Origin of the sequence: Actinomadura livida, assembly GCF_014648675.1 — a bacterium.
In the GTDB taxonomy this organism is placed as follows: Bacteria; Actinomycetota; Actinomycetes; order Streptosporangiales; family Streptosporangiaceae; genus Spirillospora; species Spirillospora livida.
Map to the genome: position 1 here is coordinate 279,569 of NZ_BMRO01000009.1, position 14,953 is coordinate 294,521.

The following is a 14,953-nucleotide window of genomic DNA, read 5'->3' on the forward strand; positions in this document are numbered from 1 at the left end:
AGGCAGGACCCGCCGCCGGGCCGGGTGCTCGTGCGGGCGACGGCGAACGCGCCGATCACCTCCCGCCCACCGGGCGGGAGGTGATCGGCGCGTGGGCGTCAGCCGGTGCCGTCGCGCTTGGACAGCTGCTTGTCCAGGGTCTTCCGCAGCTCCGGCGAGAGGAAGGAGCGGTCCTCCGCCGCGAGCGCGAAGTCGAGGGTGGCGAGCACCGCGCGCTCCAGGTGGAGGTTGAGGACGCGCTTGGTGTCCTCCAGCGCCCGGCGCGGCATCGCGGCGAGCTTCCGCGCGCACTCCAGGGCGGCGGGCATCACCTCGTCGTCGGGACGGACGTGGTTGGCCAGCCCGATCTCCGCCGCCCGCCGCGCGCTGATCCGGTCGCCGGTCAGCGCGTACTCCTTCGCGAGCTGCAGGCTGGTCAGCAGCGGCCAGGTGACCGGCCCCCCGTCGGCGGCGACGAGCCCGACCATGACGTGCGGGTCAGCGAGGTGCGCGCTCTCGGCCATGAACACGATGTCGGAGAGCGCCACCAGGCTGCAGCCCAGGCCGACCGCCGGCCCGTTGACCGCGGCGACGACCGGCAGCCGGCACTGCACCATGCCCGTGACGATGCGGCGGGCGTCGGCCAGGGTCTGCCGCCGCAGGCCGTCGTCCTTGGTGAGCTCGTCGATGTAGCCGAAGTCGCCGCCGGCCGAGAACGCGCGCCCGGCGCCGGTGAGGACCACCGCGCGGGCGTCCTCGTCGGCGTCGAGCTGGGGGAACAGGGAACCGAGGCCCGTGTGGAGGGCGTGGTTCGTCGCGTTGAGCCGCTCGGGGCGGTTGAGCGTCACGATCCGGATCGGGCCGTCGGCCGTGACGGTGATCTCCGCCGGCAGGTCGTAGCCGCTGTCGTGGCCGCTCATGACGCCGGCAGCCCGAGGATGCGGGTCGCCACCAGGTTGCGCTGGATCTGCGACGTCCCTCCCATGACGCTCTGCGCCCGGCTGTAGAGGTACATCTTCAGCCACGTGTCCTCCTCGATCCCGGCGGTCCGCTCGCTCACGCCGAGCGCGGCGTGCCCGACGGCCTGTTCGACCCATGTCATCAGCAGCTTGTCCACGGAGCCCTCGGGGCCGTGCGAGACGCCGTCGAGCCGGTCGGAGAGCCGGCGGCACACGTGCAGCCGCAGCATCTCCGCCTCGACGACCGCCCACGCGACGTCGCGGACGTTCTCGCTGGAGAAGCGCTCCGGCTCCGCGCGCAGCCGCGCCACGAGCTCGTTCACGGCCTTGCCGTACCGCGCGACGTAGCCCAGCTCGCCGGGCTCGCGCTCGTGGCTGACCACGGTCATCGCGAGCCGCCAGCCCTCGCCCGGCTCTCCGATCATGTCGGCCGCCCGGGCGACCGCGCCGTCGAAGACGACCTCGCCGAACTCCCGGGTGATCCCGTTGACCATCTTGAGCGGCCGCTGCTCGACGCCCGGCTGGTCCATCCGGACCGCGAACGCCGACAGCCCGCGGTGCTTGGGCGCCTCCGGGTCGGTCCGCGCCAGGACGAGGCACCAGGCCGCGCTGTCGGAGTAGCTCGTCCAGACCTTGTGGCCGGTGATCACGTACTCGTCGCCGCGGCGCTCCGCGCGGGTGCGCAGCGACGCGAGGTCCGACCCGGCGTCCGGCTCGCTGAACCCCTGGCACCAGCGGTCGCGCCCGTTGACGATGCCGGGCAGGAACCGGCGCTTGACGTCGTCGCCGCCGTGCCGCAGCAGGCCCTGCACCAGGTAGCCGAGGCTCGGGCGCGGGGGAGCCCCGGCCGCCGCCAGCTCCTCGTCGACGATCGCCTCGTACACGCTCGGCAGCCCCTGGCCGCCGATCTCCTCCGGCCAGGAGAGGGCGAAGAACCCGGCGTCGTAGAGGGCCTGGTGCCAGGACGCCTGCCCGTCCCAGTACGCGTCGGACGTCGAGGACGCCGGGAGCCCGGGGTTGTTCTCGGCGAGCCAGGCCCGCAGCCGCCTGCGGAACGCGGCCTCCTCCGGGGAGTCAGCGAAGTCCACCGGGCACGCCTCCGATCTCGCGGCGGGCGGCGACCCGGTCGAGGTGGGCGCCGACGCCGCCGAGCAGTTGTGTGGACAGGAGCGCTCGCCGCAGGTGAACGTGCGCGAGGCACTCCCAGGTGTTGCCGATGCCGCCGTGCACCTGGATGGCGGTCTCGCACACGGCGCGGGCCGCGCGGGCGCAGTACGCCTTCGCGACCGCCGCGGCGTCCAGCGCCTCACCGGCGGGCAGGGTGTCCGCCGCCCAGGCGGCGTGGAGCGCGACGCTCCGCGAGCCCTCCACCGAGACGTGGGCGTCGGCCAGCATGTGCTGGACGCTCTGGAACGACCCGATCGCCGTGCCGTACTGCTGCCGGACGCCCGCGTACGAGCACGCCAGCTCGACCGCGCCGCGCATCGTCCCGACGAGGTCGGCGCAGGTGAGGGCGACGACGAAGGCCGTCCAGCCCTCGATGTCCGCCGCGCTGAGGGGGGTCTGGGTGCCGGGCAGGCGCACGGCCGGGGGCCCGGAGACCTCGGCTGCGGGGCGGGTGAGGTCGCGCGAGGGCGACGTGCCGTACACCGGGACGGTGACCAGCTCGTGCCCGCCGGCCACCTCCGCCAGCGCCAGGGCGGAGGTGATGCCCTGGACGTCGATCGCGGTGCCCGAGCAGGGCTCGCCCGCGCCTCCGGCGACGGCGAGGCGGGACAGGTCGGGGGTGAGCAGGACGGTCTCGGGAACCGTGGCCGGAGGCGCGGACGCCCGGCGGCGCAGCTCGGCGGCCAGGGTCGGGCCGAGGAAGGAGGTGTCGGCGAGGCCGCGGCCGAGTTCCTCCGCGACGATCGCGGCCTCGACCGCGGACGCGAGCGGCCGGTTCCCGTCGGCGGGGGTGCGCAGTTCGCGCCAGCCGGTGGCCTCCAGCGCCGTGTCCAGCTTGGCGGCCCGGGCGCCGTCGCCGAGTTCGGCGACCGACTTGGGGCCGAGGTCGTCGGCGAGCCGGGCGGCGGCGTCGCGCAGTGCCTGCTGCTCCGAGGAGAGGCGGACGTCCATCAGCGGTCACATCGCAGGGGAGCGGCGGAACGGGTACGGCCCGGGGGACGCGGCGGTGCGGCCGCGGGGGGTTCGGTCATTTCGATCATGTACCGGCAACCTCGGAAGAAGACGCGCCGGGACCGGTGACCTGGCCGCCGGCGCGGACGTTGCGAGCGATTTACACTTCTAGATAAAAGTCTATACTGACGTCGATGTCAATCACGGTGTCCGCTCCAGGACGCCGGGGCCGGCGGGCGACAGAGCGGAGTTGCGGCATGAACAACAGCGACGGGCCGGTGTGGCCGAGCATCGCGGCCATGACCGAGTCGGCCGCGGAGCGCTTCGCGGACCGCACCGCGATCGTGGACGGCGGCGAGCGCGTCACCTACGAGCGGCTCTACGCGGAGGCCCGCGGGTTCGGGGCCGCGCTGGTGGCCGCGGGCGTCGAGCCCGGCGACCGCGTCGCCATCTGGGCGTTCAACTGCCGTGAGTGGATCGTCGCGCTCCTCGGGCTGTACCAGGCCGGGGCGACCCTGGTCCCGGTCAACACCAGGTTCAAGGGGCGGGAGGCCGCCGACATCCTGCGGCGCGCCCGGGTCAGGGTGCTGGTGACGGTGACGGAGTTCCTCGGCAACGACTACGTCGCGATGCTCCGCGACACCGGCGAGCCTCTGCCCGATCTGCACACCGTCGTCATCGCCCGGGGCGGCCCGTCCGGGTCCGCGGTGCCGTGGGGCGACTTCCTCGCGCGCGCCACCGGCGACGACCTGGCGGAGGTCGACCGCCGGAGGGCGGCGCTCGGCCCGGACGACCCGTCCGACGTGCTCTTCACGTCCGGCACGACCGGCACGCCGAAGGGCGTGCTGATGACCCACCGGCGGACGATGGGCGTGGGCGCCGACTGGGTGAGCATGACCGGCCTGTCGGCGGGCGACCGCTACGTGATGGTCAACCCGTTCTTCCACATGTTCGGCTTCAAGGGCGGCATCCTCGCGTGCGTCGCCGCCGGGGCCACGATGCTGCCGCAGCCGACGCTGGACGTGGACCGGGTGCTCGGGCAGGTCGCCGCCGAGCGGGTCACCGTGCTGCCCGGCCCGCCCGCGTTGTACCACGCGATCCTGGAGCACCCCGGGCGAGGGCGGTACGACCTGTCGAGCCTGCGCGTCGCCGTGACCGGGGCGGCCGACATCCCGGTCGAGCTCATCCGGCGGGTGCGCGACGAGCTGCCGTTCTCGGCGATCATCACCGGCTACGGCCTCACCGAGGCGGGGACGGCCAGCTCCACCTCGCCCGACGACGACCCGGAGACCACCGCGACGACCGTGGGGCGGCCCCGGCCCGGCTTCGAGATCCGCGTGGTCGACGCGTCCGGCGCCGCCGCGGCGCAGGGCGAGGTCGGCGAGATCGTCCTGCGCGGGCCCACCACGATGGTGGGGTACCTGGACGACCCGGGCGCCACGTCGGCGGTCCTCTCGGAGGACGGCTGGCTGCGCACCGGCGACCTCGGCAGCCTCGACGAGCGCGGGTGCCTCCGCATCGCCGGGCGCTCCAAGGACATGTTCATCGTCGGCGGGTTCAACGCCTACCCCGCGGAGATCGAGGCGATGCTGCTCGAACACCCGGGCGTGCTGCAGGCCGCGGTCATCGGCGTCCCCGACGAGCGTCTCGGCCAGGTGGGCATGGCCTTCATCGTGCCGCGCGAGCCCGGCCTCGCCGAGGCCGACGTGCTCGCCTGGTGCCGGGACCGGATGGCCAACTACAAGGTCCCGCGCTCGGTCCGGCTGATCGACGAGCTGCCGCTCACCGAGAGCGGGAAGGTGCGCAAGAACGCGCTGGAGGCGCGGGCCGCCGCCGAGCGCTCCGGCTGAGACCGGACCCCGGCGCGCCCGAACGCCCGCCGCGGCCCCGGCCGCGGATTCGATTGACATCGACGTCGATGTCGCCACTCAATATGTCGCCAGTAACTGAGCAAGCCCGAAACGGAAGGTGCCCGGACATGGAAGACAACGATCTCGAGCCGATGCTGCAGGCGGTCCGGGACTTCGTCCGCCGGGAGGTCATCCCGCGCGAGGCGGAGATCGACGAGAAGGACGAGGTCCCCGCGGTGCTCCGCGAGACGGCGAAGCACATGGGCCTGTTCGGCTTCACCATCCCGGAGGAGTACGGCGGGCTCGGGCTCGGCATCGTCGACCAGTGCCGGCTGCTGATCGAGATCGGCTACACCACCCCCGCGCTGCGCTCGATGTTCAGCACCAACGTGGGCATCGCCGGGCACGTGCTCATGGACGGCGGCACGGCGGAGCAGAAGGCCGCGTGGCTGCCGAGGCTGGCCTCCGGCGAGGTCGTCGCCTCGTTCGCGCTGACCGAGCCGGACGCCGGGTCCGACCCGTCCGACCTGCGGACGAGCGCCGTCCGCGACGGCGCCGAGTGGGTCCTCGACGGCGTCAAGCGGTACATCACCAACGCGCCGATCGCCGACGTGTTCATGGTGTTCGCCCGGACCGACCCGGACGCGAAATCGTCGCGGGGCATCTCCACCTTCATCGTCCCCGCCGGCACGCCGGGGCTGACGGTCGGGCCGCGCGACCACAAGATGGGGCAGTTCGGCGCCTGGACGGCCGACGTCGTCCTGGACGGCGTGCGGGTCCCCGCCGACGCCGTCGTCGGCGGGGAGGGCGGCGTCGACACCGGTTTCCTGACCGCGATGCGCAGCCTGGCCAACGGGCGGCTGCTGCTCGCCGCCGCCTGCGTGGGGATGTCCCAGCGGCTCGTGGACGAGTCGGTGCGGTTCGCCTCCGAGCGCACGCAGGGCGGGCGGCCCATCGCGTCCCACCAGCTGGTGCAGGCCATGATCGCGGAGTCGGTCACCGAGACGATGGCGGCCCGCAGCCTCGTGCTGGACGCCGCCCGCTCCTACGCGGACGGCTCGGACCGCCGGACCGCCCCGGCCGCCGCCAAGTACTTCTGCAGCGAGGTCGTCGGGCGGGTCGCGGACCGCGCCGTCCAGGTGCACGGCGGCGCCGGGTACATGCGCTCGGTCGCGGTCGAGCGGTTCTACCGCGACGCGCGGCTGTTCCGCATCTACGAGGGCACCAGCCAGATCCAGCAGCTGATCATCGCCCGGCAGACGCTCGGGGCGGCCGCGGGCTGAACGCCCCCGGCCGCCCCGAGCAGGCGCCGCTGTCTCCGTCCCGCCTACCTCAGGTGGACAGGACGGAGACCGCGGCGACCCCGGGCGCGCCGTACAGCTGGGCGACGCCGACCCGCGGCTCGCCCGGCACCTGGCGCTCGCCCGCCCTGCCGCGCATCTGCAGCACCAGCTCCCGGACCTGCCGCAGGCCCGAGGCCCCGACCGGCTCGCCGTTGGCGATCAGGCCGCCGTCGGTGTTGACGGGCAGCCGCCCCCCGATCTCGGTGGCGCCGGAGGCGATCAGCTCGTTCTGCTCGCCGTCCGCGCACAGCCCGACCTCGGCCAGGTGGATGACCTCGGCGCCGGCGTCGGTGTCCTGGAGCTGCGCGATCGCGACGTCCGCCGGGTCGACGCCCGCCGCCTCGAACGCGGCCCGCGCGGCGTCCACGGTCGGCGCCGGGACGTGGTCGGCCGCGACGGACGCGGACGGGGTGTGCACCTCGAACGCGCCGTAGCGCCTGGTCCGGGTCGCGACGCTGCGCAGGTAGACCGGCTTGTCGGTGTACCGGTGGGCCACGTCGGCGCTGCACACCACCAGTGCCGCCGCGCCCTCGTTGGGGCTGCAGAACATGTACTGCGTCAGCGGGTAGTTGACCATCCGCGCGCCGAGGATCTTCTCCGCGGGCAGCGGGGTCCGGCGGTGGGCGTTGGGGTTGAGGGCGCCGTTGCGGTAGTTCTTCTCCGCGACCGCGGCGAGCGTCTCGTGGGTGATCCCGTGGTCGTGCATGTAGCGGTTGATCTTCATGCCGAAGAACTTCGGGGTGAGGAACAGCCCCATCTCGCCGTACCACGGCGGGCAGGCGTAGTCCTCGGGCTCGGCCGTGAAGGCGCCCGGGTCGTGCTTGTCCACGCCGAGGATCAGGCCTATCTCGTGCTCGCCCTGCCCGATCGTCTGCCGGGCGAGGGCGAGCGCGCTTCCGGCGGTCGCGCACCCGTTGTAGACGTTGGTGAACTGGACGCCGGTCAGCCCGAGCTCGGCGACGACGGCGTCGGGCTGGTCCACCTCGTAGCTGCCGCCCACGGCGAACTGCATGTCGGCCCAGGTCAGACCGGCGTCGGCGAGGGCGTCCCGGGCCGCCTCGGCGGCGATGGACAGCGCGGGCTTGCCGGGGAACCGGCCGAACCGGTGGATGCCGGTTCCGATGATCGCGACGTCAGGCATGGTCGGCCTCGCCGGGGGTGCGCGGGGACACGGGCAGGTCTCCTTCGTCGGGGCTGGATTCGTCGGGGGTGAAAGCGAACGTGACGATCTCGCGTCCGTCCTCGTCCGTGCGGAACGGCATGGTGACGAGCCGCATCGGCATGCCGATGGCCGGCCCGTCCTCGGGGCAGCCGACGAGGATGCTCTCCACGCGCAGCTGCCCGGGCAGCTCGACCACCCCGACGAACCACGGCTCGAACGGGTCCGCCGAGGCGAACTGCCCGTTGAACGGCGCCTTCGGCAGGAAGCCCTGGGACGTCCACGTCCAGAGGGTTCCGGACCGCTCCAGCAGCGTGCGCTCGACGGCGGTGGCGCCGCACCTCGGGCAGCCGGTCCGGAGCGGGAACGCGTACGCGCCGCATTCGCCGCAGCGGCCGCCGATCAGGCGGGGCTCGTCGTCGGGCCAGGTGAACAGATCATCGGCGATGGGGACCGGCGGCATCTCTTCTCCTTGGTGTCCCCGCTCGTTGCGAAGCGGGGTGAGGCGGGGCGGCGGCCGGCGGAAGGCCGCGGGGCGGGTGACGGGGGCGGGTGCGGAACGCCGGAACCCGCGCGCGAGTGGTAGCTTATACTGACTTCGACATCAAAAACAGTATAGCGGCGGCCCGTGGCGGCGAGTCAGGCCGCGTTGGCCGCCGTCACGCGCTTGCGGGTTCGGCGGTATCGACGTCGATTCATGGCTAGACTCCCCTCTCCTGGGATGCTGAGGGGCGGGCCGAGCGGGTGGAAACGAGCCGCGGGCGCGTCCTGGCGGGCGATGGGGAGCCGGCGCCCCGCGCCGCGCGGCCCCGGCGACGTTGAACGTGTGCCGGTCCGGCGTTATGTTTCCGACGTCGGATTCATGGTTTGGAGGACGGGATGGACGCAGAACCGCGCTCGGCGAAGGGCCGCCGGACACGGGCGCGCCTCTTCGAGGCGGGCAAGGTCGTGTTTGAGCGCGATGGCTTTCTCCAGGCGCGGATCACCGACATCGCCGCGGAGGCCAGCGTCTCGCACGGGTCGTTCTACCACTACTTCGACTCCAAGGAATCCCTCTTCCGCGAGATCGCCGAGGAGGTCGAGGTCCGGCTCGTGTCGATGGACGACATCGCGCAGGACCTGGACGAGGACGCCGGGCCCGTCGCCCGCATCCGCGCGGCGAACAAGGCCTACCTCACGGCCTACCGCAAGGAGGCGCGGATCATGCGGGTGATCGAGGAGGTCAGCCGCTACGACGACGACGTCCGCAAGGTGCGCTCCAAGCGGGACGACTACCTCGCCGCCCGCCTGGAGTCGGCGATCGAGCGCCTCCAGGCGGAGGGCCTGGCCGACAAGCGGATCGACAAGCGCTACGCCGCCACCGCGCTCGGCGGCATGGTCGCGAAGTTCGCCGAGATGATGTTCATCGGCGGCGCGCAGTTCGACATGCAGGGCGCGGTGGAGCAGCTGACGCTGCTGTGGGCCAACGCTCTCGGCCTGCCCCCGGAGGCCGACGAGAAGAAGGCCCGCGCCCGCAGCGGAGCCGCCTGACGGCCGGCGCCGCGGCCCCGCCGCGCGCCGGCCCGCCCGTCGTGCTCCCGCCTTACGCGGGGACCCGCTCGAAGACCGCGGCGATGCCCTGCCCGCCGCCGACGCACAGCGTCTCGAGCCCGTACCGCGCCTCCCGCCGGTCCATCTCGTGCAGGAGCGTCGCCACGATCCGCGCGCCGGTCGCCCCCACCGGGTGGCCGAGGGAGATCCCCGAGCCGTTGACGTTGAGCCGCTCGAAGTCGGCGGCGCCGAAGCCCCACTCCCGCGTCACCGCCAGCGCCTGCGCCGCGAACGCCTCGTTCAGCTCGATGAGGTCGATGTCGGCCAGCGTCAGGCCGGCGGCGTCGAGCGCCCGCCGCGTCGCCGGCACCGGCCCGATGCCCATGCGGTCCGGCCCGACCCCGGCGATCGCGGTGGACACGACCCGCGCGAGCGGCCGCAGCCCGTTCGCGGCGGCGAACTCGGGCGTCGTCACCAGGCACGCGGCGGCGCCGTCGTTCTGCCCGCTGGCGTTGCCGGCGGTCACCGTCGCCTCGGGGTCCTGCCCGCCCATCACCGGCCGGAGGGCGGCGAGCGCCTCGCGGGAGATGTCGCGGCGCGGGTGCTCGTCGGTGTCGACCACCACCTCGCCCTTCCGGGTGCCGACCCGGACGGGGACGATCTCGTCGGCGAACGCACCGCGGTCCTGGGCGTCCAGGGCCCGGCGCTGCGACTGGTAGGCGAGGTCGTCCTGCTCCTCGCGGCCGATCTTGTACTCCCGCCGCAGGTTCTCCGCGGTCTCCAGCATCCCGCCCGGCACCGGGTGGAACCGCCCGCCGGCCGTCGTCCGGCCCCGGGTGAGGGTGTCGGTGAGCGTGATGTCCCCGGCGCGGGAGCCCCAGCGCGCGGTCAGCGAGTAGTGCGGCGCCTGCGACATGTTCTCGGCGCCGCCGGCGATGATCGCCTGGGCCGCGCCGGAGCGCACCATCGCGGCGGCGTACACCACGGCCTGGAGGCCCGACCCGCAGCGCCGGTCGACCTGGACGCCGGGGACGCTGGTCGGCAGCCCCGCGTCGAGCGCGATGACCCGCCCGATCGCGGGCGCCTCGGCGGTGCCGTAGCAGTGCCCGAACACGACGTCGTCGACGAGGGCGCCGTCCAGGCCGCTGCGTTCCATCAGCGCCTGGACGACCGTAACGCCCAGCGCCTGGACCGGGACCGTCCGCAGGGCGCCGCCGAAGCGCCCGATCGCGGTCCGTACCGGCTGGCAGATCACAGCCTCGTTCATCTCTCTCCTTGAGCGTTGGCGCCCCGGACGGGGCGGTGGAGGGTTCTCACAGCGCGCCGGCCCGGCGTAGCTCGTCCTGTGCCTCCGGGGTGAAGCCCAGCTCGGTGAGGATCGCGGCGGAGTGCTCGCCGAGGCCGGGGACGTCCTCCAGGGGCGTGCTCCACGCGGGCGTGATGACCGGCGGGAGCAGGGAGGCCAGGGGGCCGACGGGCGACCCGACGCGCTGCCAGCGGTCGCGGGCCGTCAGCTGCGGATGGTCGACGACCTCCGTGACGCGGTTGAACTCGGCGTTGCCGATGCCGGCGGCGTCGGTGCGCGCGCAGATCTCGGCGAGGTCGAGCGTCGCGGTCCAGGCGGTGATCGCCTCGTCCAGCCGGTCGCGCTGCCCGCACCGCTGGGGGGTCGTGGCGAGCGACGGGTCGTCCGCGAGGTCGGGGCGGCCGATCAGGTCGCGGGCGAGGCGCTGCCATTCGGCGTCGTTGGTGGTCCCGAGGACGACGGTGCGCCCGTCCTTGGTCGGGTAGGCGTTGTAGGGCGCCACGACCGGGGACGACATCCCGATCGGCGCCCGCTCCTCACCGGTGTAGCGGGCGTAGAGGAGGGCGAAGCCGAGGAAGTCGGCGGCGGTGTCGAACATGCTCACCTGGAGGGCGGCGCCGGTGCCGGTCCTGGCGCGGCCGAGCAGCGCGGCCATGATGCCCGCCGCCGCCTGCATCGCCGTCCCGATGTCGGCGATGGGGATGCCCGGCTTGGCGGGCGCGTCGGCCCGCCCGGTGGACGCACAGGAGCCGCTCTCGGCCTGGACGAGCAGGTCGTAGGCGCGGCGGTGGTCGAGCGGCCCGCCGGTGCCGTAGCCGGAGATGTCCACCGCCACCAGCGAGGGACGGTGCTCCACCAGCGTCGCCGCGTCCAGCCCGAGGCGGGCGGCGGAGCCGGGCGCGAGGTTCTGCACGACGACGTCGGCGCGGTCGAGCAGCCGGTCCAGGACGGGACGGGCCTCGGGCCGCTTGCAGTCCAGCGCCAGCGACCGCTTGTTGCGGTTCAGCCAGGCGAAGTAGGTCGACATGCCCTCGGCGGCGTCGTCGAACGAGCGGGTGAGGTCGCCCGAGCGCGGGTGCTCCACCTTGACGACCTCGGCGCCGAGGTCGGCGAGCATCCGCGTGCAGTAGGGGGCCGAGACCGCCTGCTCGAAGCTCAGCACGACGGTGCCGGCGAGGGGCGGTCCGGGGGCGGGGGCCGGGGGCTGGCCGGGCGGCCGGTCGGGCATGGGGCTCCTCCGCGGAAACGTGCTCTAACTTCGACGTCGGTGTCGATAGATCTGGTCAACAACGTTAGTGCACGCCAGTGGTGTTGACCAGGTGGCCTCATTCTTATAATTTCGACGTCTATGTCAAATAACTCGGGCGGGGCCGCGGTGCCGACCGGCAGCGGGCACCTGCTGGCCGGGCTGGCGGGCGGGGTGCTGACGCTCACGCTCAACCGCCCGCGGGTCCGCAACGCGTTCTCGCGGGAGATGCTGGAGGCCCTGGCCGCGATGCTGGACTACGCCGCCGCGGCGGACGACGTCCGGGTCGTGGTGCTCACCGGGTCCGGCGGCACCTTCTGCGCCGGGGGCGACCTCGCCATGCTCGCGGCGGGGGAGAGCATCTTCGGCCCGGCGGACGCGCCGGACGTGCGACTGGCGGCCCAGCGGGCGCTCCAGCGCGCCACCGTCGTCCGCCTCCGCGATATCGGCAAGCCGTCGGTCGCGCTGATCGAGGGGGCGGCGGTCGGGGCGGGACTCGGGCTCGCCCTCGGCTGCGACCTGCGCTACGCGGGGACGTCCGCGACCCTGCGCACCGGCTTCGGCCGGCTCGGGCTGGCGGGCGACTTCGGCTGCACCTGGTCGCTGAACCGGCTGGTCGGCCCCTCCCGAGCGCTCGAACTGCTGTACCTCTCCCCGGCGCTGACCGCCGCCCGCGCGCGGGACCTCGGCCTCGTCACCGAGGCGGTCCCCGACGAGCGGCTGCGCGAGCACGTCGCCGCGCTCGCCGCGCGCCTGGCCGCCGTCTCCCCGGAAGCAGTACGGGCGATGAGGCGGCACGTCGACCGCGCCCGCACCCACGACCTCGCCGCCTGCGCGGACGCGGAAGCGGAGTGGCACGTCCGGCTCCTGGAGTCCGGCGCCCACCGCGACGCGGTCCGCGCCCTCTCGCGCGGCGGTGCCGCGCGCACCCCCTCCACCACCGAGAACCCAGGAGCCAAGGAATCATGACGAAGCTGGACGGCCGCGTAGCGCTGGTGACGGGCGCGGCCCGCGGGATCGGGGCGGAGATCGCCCGCACGTATGCGCGCGCCGGCGCCAAGGTGGGCGTCCTCGACCTCGAGGAGGCGCTGACCAAGGACACCGTGTCGGCCATCAATGACGCGGGCGGGCAGGCCCTCGGCCTCGGCGCGGACGTCTCCGACGCCGGGCAGGTCCGGGGGGCGGTGGAGCGGCTCGTCCAGGAGTTCGGCGGGCTGGACATCGCCGTCAACAACGCCGGGGTGACGCGCGACAACCTGCTGTTCAAGATGACCCAGGACGACTGGGACACCGTGATGAACGTCCACCTCCGAGGCATGTTCCTGGTGACCGCGGAGGCTCAGCGGCACATGGTCCAGCAGCGGTACGGGAGGGTCATCAACATCTCCTCCACCTCGGCGCTGGGCAACCGCGGCCAGGCGAACTACTCCGCGGCCAAGGCGGGCGTCCAGGGGTTCACCCGGACGACCGCCATCGAGCTCGGGCCGTTCGGCGTCACCGTCAACTCGATCGGCCCCGGCTTCGTCGACACGGAGATGACCCGGGCGACGGCCGAGCGGGTCGGCGTGCCGGCGGACCAGCGGCTGTCCGAGGTCGCCGCGGGGCTGCCCGTCCGGCGCGTCGGGCAGCCCGCGGACATCGCGAACGCCGCCCTGTTCCTCGCCGCGGAGGAGTCCGGGTTCGTCACCGGCCAGGTGCTCTACGTCGACGGCGGACGCTCGGTGCGCTGACGCCCCGAGACCGAACGAAGGGATCCCATGACCCACGATTTTTCCCCGGACCCCGCGCCGGACGCCGATGAGACGCCGACCGACGACGCGCTGACCGACGAGGAGGTGCGCGCGGCCGTCCGGGAGGTGGCCGGGCGGTTCGACGACGCCTACTGGGCCGAGGCCGACCAGGAGGCCAGGTTCCCCTGGGAGTTCTACGACGCGTTCGCCAAGGCCGGGTGGCTCGGCATCGCGATCCCGCGCGAGTACGGCGGCGCGGGCATGGGCGTCTCGGCGGCCGCGTCGATGATGTACGAGATCGCCGCGTCCGGGGCGGGCATGAACGGCTGCAGCCCGTTCCACCTCACGATCTTCGGCCTCAACCTGGTGGCGCGGCACGGCGGCGACCGGCTGTGCCGCGAGCTGCTGCCCGCCGCCGCCACCGGCGACCTGCACGTCTGCTTCGCCATCACCGAACCGGACGCGGGCTCGGACACCGGCCGCATCCGCACCTTCGCCCGGCGGGACGGCGCCGACTACGTGATCAACGGGCGGAAGGTCTGGATCACCAAGGCGGCGCAGTCGCAGAAGGCGGTGCTGCTGGCGCGCACCGCCGAGCCCCGCGAGGGCAGAGGCCGCACGGACGGGCTCTCGATGTTCGTGGTCGACCTGACCGGCGGCGGCGTCGAGATGCGCGCGATCCCGAAGATGGGCCGCAACGCGGTCTCCTCCTACGAGCTGTTCCTGGACGACTTCCGCGTCCCCGGATCGGCCCTCGTCGGCGAGGCGGGGCGCGGGTTCACCTACCTGCTGGACGGCATCAACCCCGAGCGGATCCTGCTCGCGCACGAGGCGCTCGGCATCGGCCGGGCCGCGCTGGAGCGGGCGGTGCGCTACGCCCGGGAGCGGGTCGTGTTCGACCGCCCCATCGGGCAGAACCAGGGCATCGCCTTCCCGCTCGCCGAGGCGTCGATGCGGCTGGACGCCGCGGAACTGGCCGCGCGGCACGCCGCCGCCCGCTACGACCGCGGCGAGCCGTGCGGGAAGGAGGCCAACACGGCCAAGTTCCTCTGCGCCGACGCCGGGTTCGCCGCGGCGGACGCCGCCGTCCAGACGCACGGCGGGTTCGGCTACGCCCGCGAGTACCACGTCGAGCGCTACTTCCGGGAGTCCCGCCTCATGCGCATCGCCCCGGTCAGCCAGGAGATGGTGCTCAACTACATCGGCCAGCACGTCCTCGGCCTGCCGAAGTCGTACTGACCCCGCACTGGAACGGCACCGGAGGAACGGACACCATGCGCATCGCCATCCATTCAGGTCTCACCATGCGGGGGAGCGTCCAGGGCGTCGTCGACCAGGTGCGCAGGACCGCCGAGTACGGCTTCGCCGGCTACTGGGCGCCCATGCTCACCGGGCACGACACGCTCACGGCCTTCGCGGTCGCCGGGCGCGAGGTGCCCGGGATCGAGCTGGGGACGGCCGTCGTGCCGATGCCCCTGCGCCCGCCCTACGCCCTCGCGCAGCAGGTGGCGACCGTCCAGGAGGTGCTCGGCGGGCGGCTGGCACTGGGCATCGGCCCGTCGCACGAGGCGCTCGTCAGGGACGCGTTCGGACTGGACTGGCCGCCGCCCATCGCGGCGACGCGGCGCTACGTGGCGGATCTGGCGGCCGTCATGACCGGGCGGGACGGCCGCCGGGTCGCCGTGCCCGGCGCGACCTCGGCGGCCCCGCCGCCGATCCTGCTGGGCGCGGTG

The 14,953-nt window shown here is 73.8% G+C and carries 14 protein-coding genes; 7 read left to right on the forward strand and 7 right to left on the reverse strand.

Annotated features, from left to right (window positions below; all coding sequences use genetic code 11):
- Positions 1 to 98: 98 nt before the first annotated feature.
- Genes IEZ03_RS22915 through IEZ03_RS22925 form a run of 3 tightly spaced genes read right to left on the reverse strand, consistent with a single transcriptional unit; the run spans position 99 to position 3,056 of the window.
- Positions 99 to 899, reverse strand: coding sequence for an enoyl-CoA hydratase/isomerase family protein (locus IEZ03_RS22915; protein ID WP_184885667.1), 801 nt, complete (start codon positions 897 to 899; stop codon positions 99 to 101).
- Positions 896 to 2,026 carry an acyl-CoA dehydrogenase family protein gene (locus IEZ03_RS22920; RefSeq protein ID WP_132044922.1) on the reverse strand — a complete coding sequence of 377 codons (1,131 nt, stop codon included), beginning with the start codon at positions 2,024 to 2,026 and terminating at the stop codon, positions 896 to 898. The genes IEZ03_RS22915 and IEZ03_RS22920 overlap by 4 nt, the downstream gene beginning before the upstream one ends.
- Positions 2,013 to 3,056 (reverse strand): acyl-CoA dehydrogenase family protein, encoded by a 1,044-nt coding sequence (locus IEZ03_RS22925; RefSeq protein WP_184885665.1) that lies wholly within the window; start codon positions 3,054 to 3,056, stop codon positions 2,013 to 2,015. Before IEZ03_RS22925 ends, IEZ03_RS22920 begins: the two co-directional genes overlap by 14 nt.
- 257 nt (positions 3,057 to 3,313) lie before the next feature.
- Between IEZ03_RS22925 and IEZ03_RS22930 the strand changes: the two genes are divergently transcribed.
- Together IEZ03_RS22930 and IEZ03_RS22935 are read left to right on the forward strand one after the other, a co-directional pair.
- Positions 3,314 to 4,906 (forward strand): FadD3 family acyl-CoA ligase, encoded by a 1,593-nt coding sequence (locus IEZ03_RS22930; RefSeq protein ID WP_184885663.1) that lies wholly within the window; start codon positions 3,314 to 3,316, stop codon positions 4,904 to 4,906.
- Between the two features lie 128 nt (positions 4,907 to 5,034).
- Complete coding sequence (locus IEZ03_RS22935; protein WP_184885661.1) at positions 5,035 to 6,189, forward strand: acyl-CoA dehydrogenase family protein; 1,155 nt, start codon at positions 5,035 to 5,037, stop codon at positions 6,187 to 6,189.
- Between the two features lie 49 nt (positions 6,190 to 6,238).
- Here the strand turns inward: IEZ03_RS22935 and IEZ03_RS22940 are convergent, their stop codons facing one another.
- Both IEZ03_RS22940 and IEZ03_RS22945 read right to left on the reverse strand, forming a co-directional pair.
- A complete protein-coding gene (locus tag IEZ03_RS22940; RefSeq protein WP_184885659.1) occupies positions 6,239 to 7,390 on the reverse strand; it encodes a thiolase family protein in 1,152 nt (383 codons plus the stop codon).
- A complete protein-coding gene (locus IEZ03_RS22945; RefSeq protein WP_184885657.1) occupies positions 7,383 to 7,871 on the reverse strand; it encodes a Zn-ribbon domain-containing OB-fold protein in 489 nt (162 codons plus the stop codon). The genes IEZ03_RS22940 and IEZ03_RS22945 overlap by 8 nt, the downstream gene beginning before the upstream one ends.
- A 416-nt stretch (positions 7,872 to 8,287) precedes the next feature.
- Between IEZ03_RS22945 and IEZ03_RS22950 the strand changes: the two genes are divergently transcribed.
- Positions 8,288 to 8,938 (forward strand): TetR/AcrR family transcriptional regulator, encoded by a 651-nt coding sequence (locus IEZ03_RS22950; protein WP_184885655.1) that lies wholly within the window; start codon positions 8,288 to 8,290, stop codon positions 8,936 to 8,938.
- Positions 8,939 to 8,990: 52 nt separating this feature from the next.
- Here IEZ03_RS22950 and IEZ03_RS22955 read toward each other — a convergent pair whose 3' ends face one another.
- Together IEZ03_RS22955 and IEZ03_RS22960 are read right to left on the reverse strand one after the other, a co-directional pair.
- On the reverse strand, positions 8,991 to 10,205 hold the full coding sequence (locus IEZ03_RS22955; protein WP_184885653.1) for an acetyl-CoA C-acetyltransferase: 1,215 nt from the start codon (positions 10,203 to 10,205) through the stop codon (positions 8,991 to 8,993).
- Positions 10,206 to 10,251: 46 nt separating this feature from the next.
- A complete protein-coding gene (locus IEZ03_RS22960; RefSeq protein WP_184885652.1) occupies positions 10,252 to 11,472 on the reverse strand; it encodes a CaiB/BaiF CoA transferase family protein in 1,221 nt (406 codons plus the stop codon).
- 120 nt (positions 11,473 to 11,592) lie between these two features.
- On the opposite strand from IEZ03_RS22960, the gene IEZ03_RS22965 reads away from it, so the two are divergent.
- The 4 genes from IEZ03_RS22965 to IEZ03_RS22980 all read left to right on the forward strand — a co-directional run.
- Positions 11,593 to 12,459: an enoyl-CoA hydratase/isomerase family protein gene (locus IEZ03_RS22965; RefSeq protein WP_184885650.1), complete on the forward strand. Its 867-nt coding sequence runs from the start codon at positions 11,593 to 11,595 to the stop codon at positions 12,457 to 12,459.
- Entirely contained in the window at positions 12,456 to 13,220 is a 765-nt protein-coding gene (locus IEZ03_RS22970) for an SDR family NAD(P)-dependent oxidoreductase (RefSeq protein ID WP_184885648.1), read from the forward strand. The genes IEZ03_RS22965 and IEZ03_RS22970 overlap by 4 nt, the downstream gene beginning before the upstream one ends.
- Positions 13,221 to 13,247: 27 nt before the next feature.
- Complete coding sequence (locus tag IEZ03_RS22975; RefSeq protein WP_184885646.1) at positions 13,248 to 14,459, forward strand: acyl-CoA dehydrogenase family protein; 1,212 nt, start codon at positions 13,248 to 13,250, stop codon at positions 14,457 to 14,459.
- A gap of 35 nt (positions 14,460 to 14,494) precedes the next feature.
- On the forward strand, positions 14,495 to 14,953 hold a 459-nt coding region (locus tag IEZ03_RS22980; RefSeq protein WP_229808501.1), incomplete at its 3' end, for an LLM class flavin-dependent oxidoreductase.

Excerpts from the sequence above, each read along its gene's own strand:
- IEZ03_RS22930 (WP_184885663.1), top strand. The coding sequence starts at position 3,314 with ATGAACAACAGCGACGGGCCGGTGTGGCCGAGCATCGCGGCCATGACC.
- IEZ03_RS22955 (WP_184885653.1), bottom strand. The coding sequence starts at position 10,205 with ATGAACGAGGCTGTGATCTGCCAGCCGGTACGGACCGCGATCGGGCGC.
- IEZ03_RS22965 (WP_184885650.1), top strand. The coding sequence starts at position 11,593 with ATGTCAAATAACTCGGGCGGGGCCGCGGTGCCGACCGGCAGCGGGCAC.
- IEZ03_RS22950 (WP_184885655.1), top strand. The coding sequence starts at position 8,288 with ATGGACGCAGAACCGCGCTCGGCGAAGGGCCGCCGGACACGGGCGCGC.
- IEZ03_RS22945 (WP_184885657.1), bottom strand. The coding sequence starts at position 7,871 with ATGCCGCCGGTCCCCATCGCCGATGATCTGTTCACCTGGCCCGACGAC.
- IEZ03_RS22925 (WP_184885665.1), bottom strand. The coding sequence starts at position 3,056 with ATGGACGTCCGCCTCTCCTCGGAGCAGCAGGCACTGCGCGACGCCGCC.
- IEZ03_RS22940 (WP_184885659.1), bottom strand. The coding sequence starts at position 7,390 with ATGCCTGACGTCGCGATCATCGGAACCGGCATCCACCGGTTCGGCCGG.
- IEZ03_RS22975 (WP_184885646.1), top strand. The coding sequence starts at position 13,248 with ATGACCCACGATTTTTCCCCGGACCCCGCGCCGGACGCCGATGAGACG.
- IEZ03_RS22960 (WP_184885652.1), bottom strand. The coding sequence starts at position 11,472 with ATGCCCGACCGGCCGCCCGGCCAGCCCCCGGCCCCCGCCCCCGGACCG.
- IEZ03_RS22935 (WP_184885661.1), top strand. The coding sequence starts at position 5,035 with ATGGAAGACAACGATCTCGAGCCGATGCTGCAGGCGGTCCGGGACTTC.
- IEZ03_RS22970 (WP_184885648.1), top strand. The coding sequence starts at position 12,456 with ATGACGAAGCTGGACGGCCGCGTAGCGCTGGTGACGGGCGCGGCCCGC.
- IEZ03_RS22915 (WP_184885667.1), bottom strand. The coding sequence starts at position 899 with ATGAGCGGCCACGACAGCGGCTACGACCTGCCGGCGGAGATCACCGTC.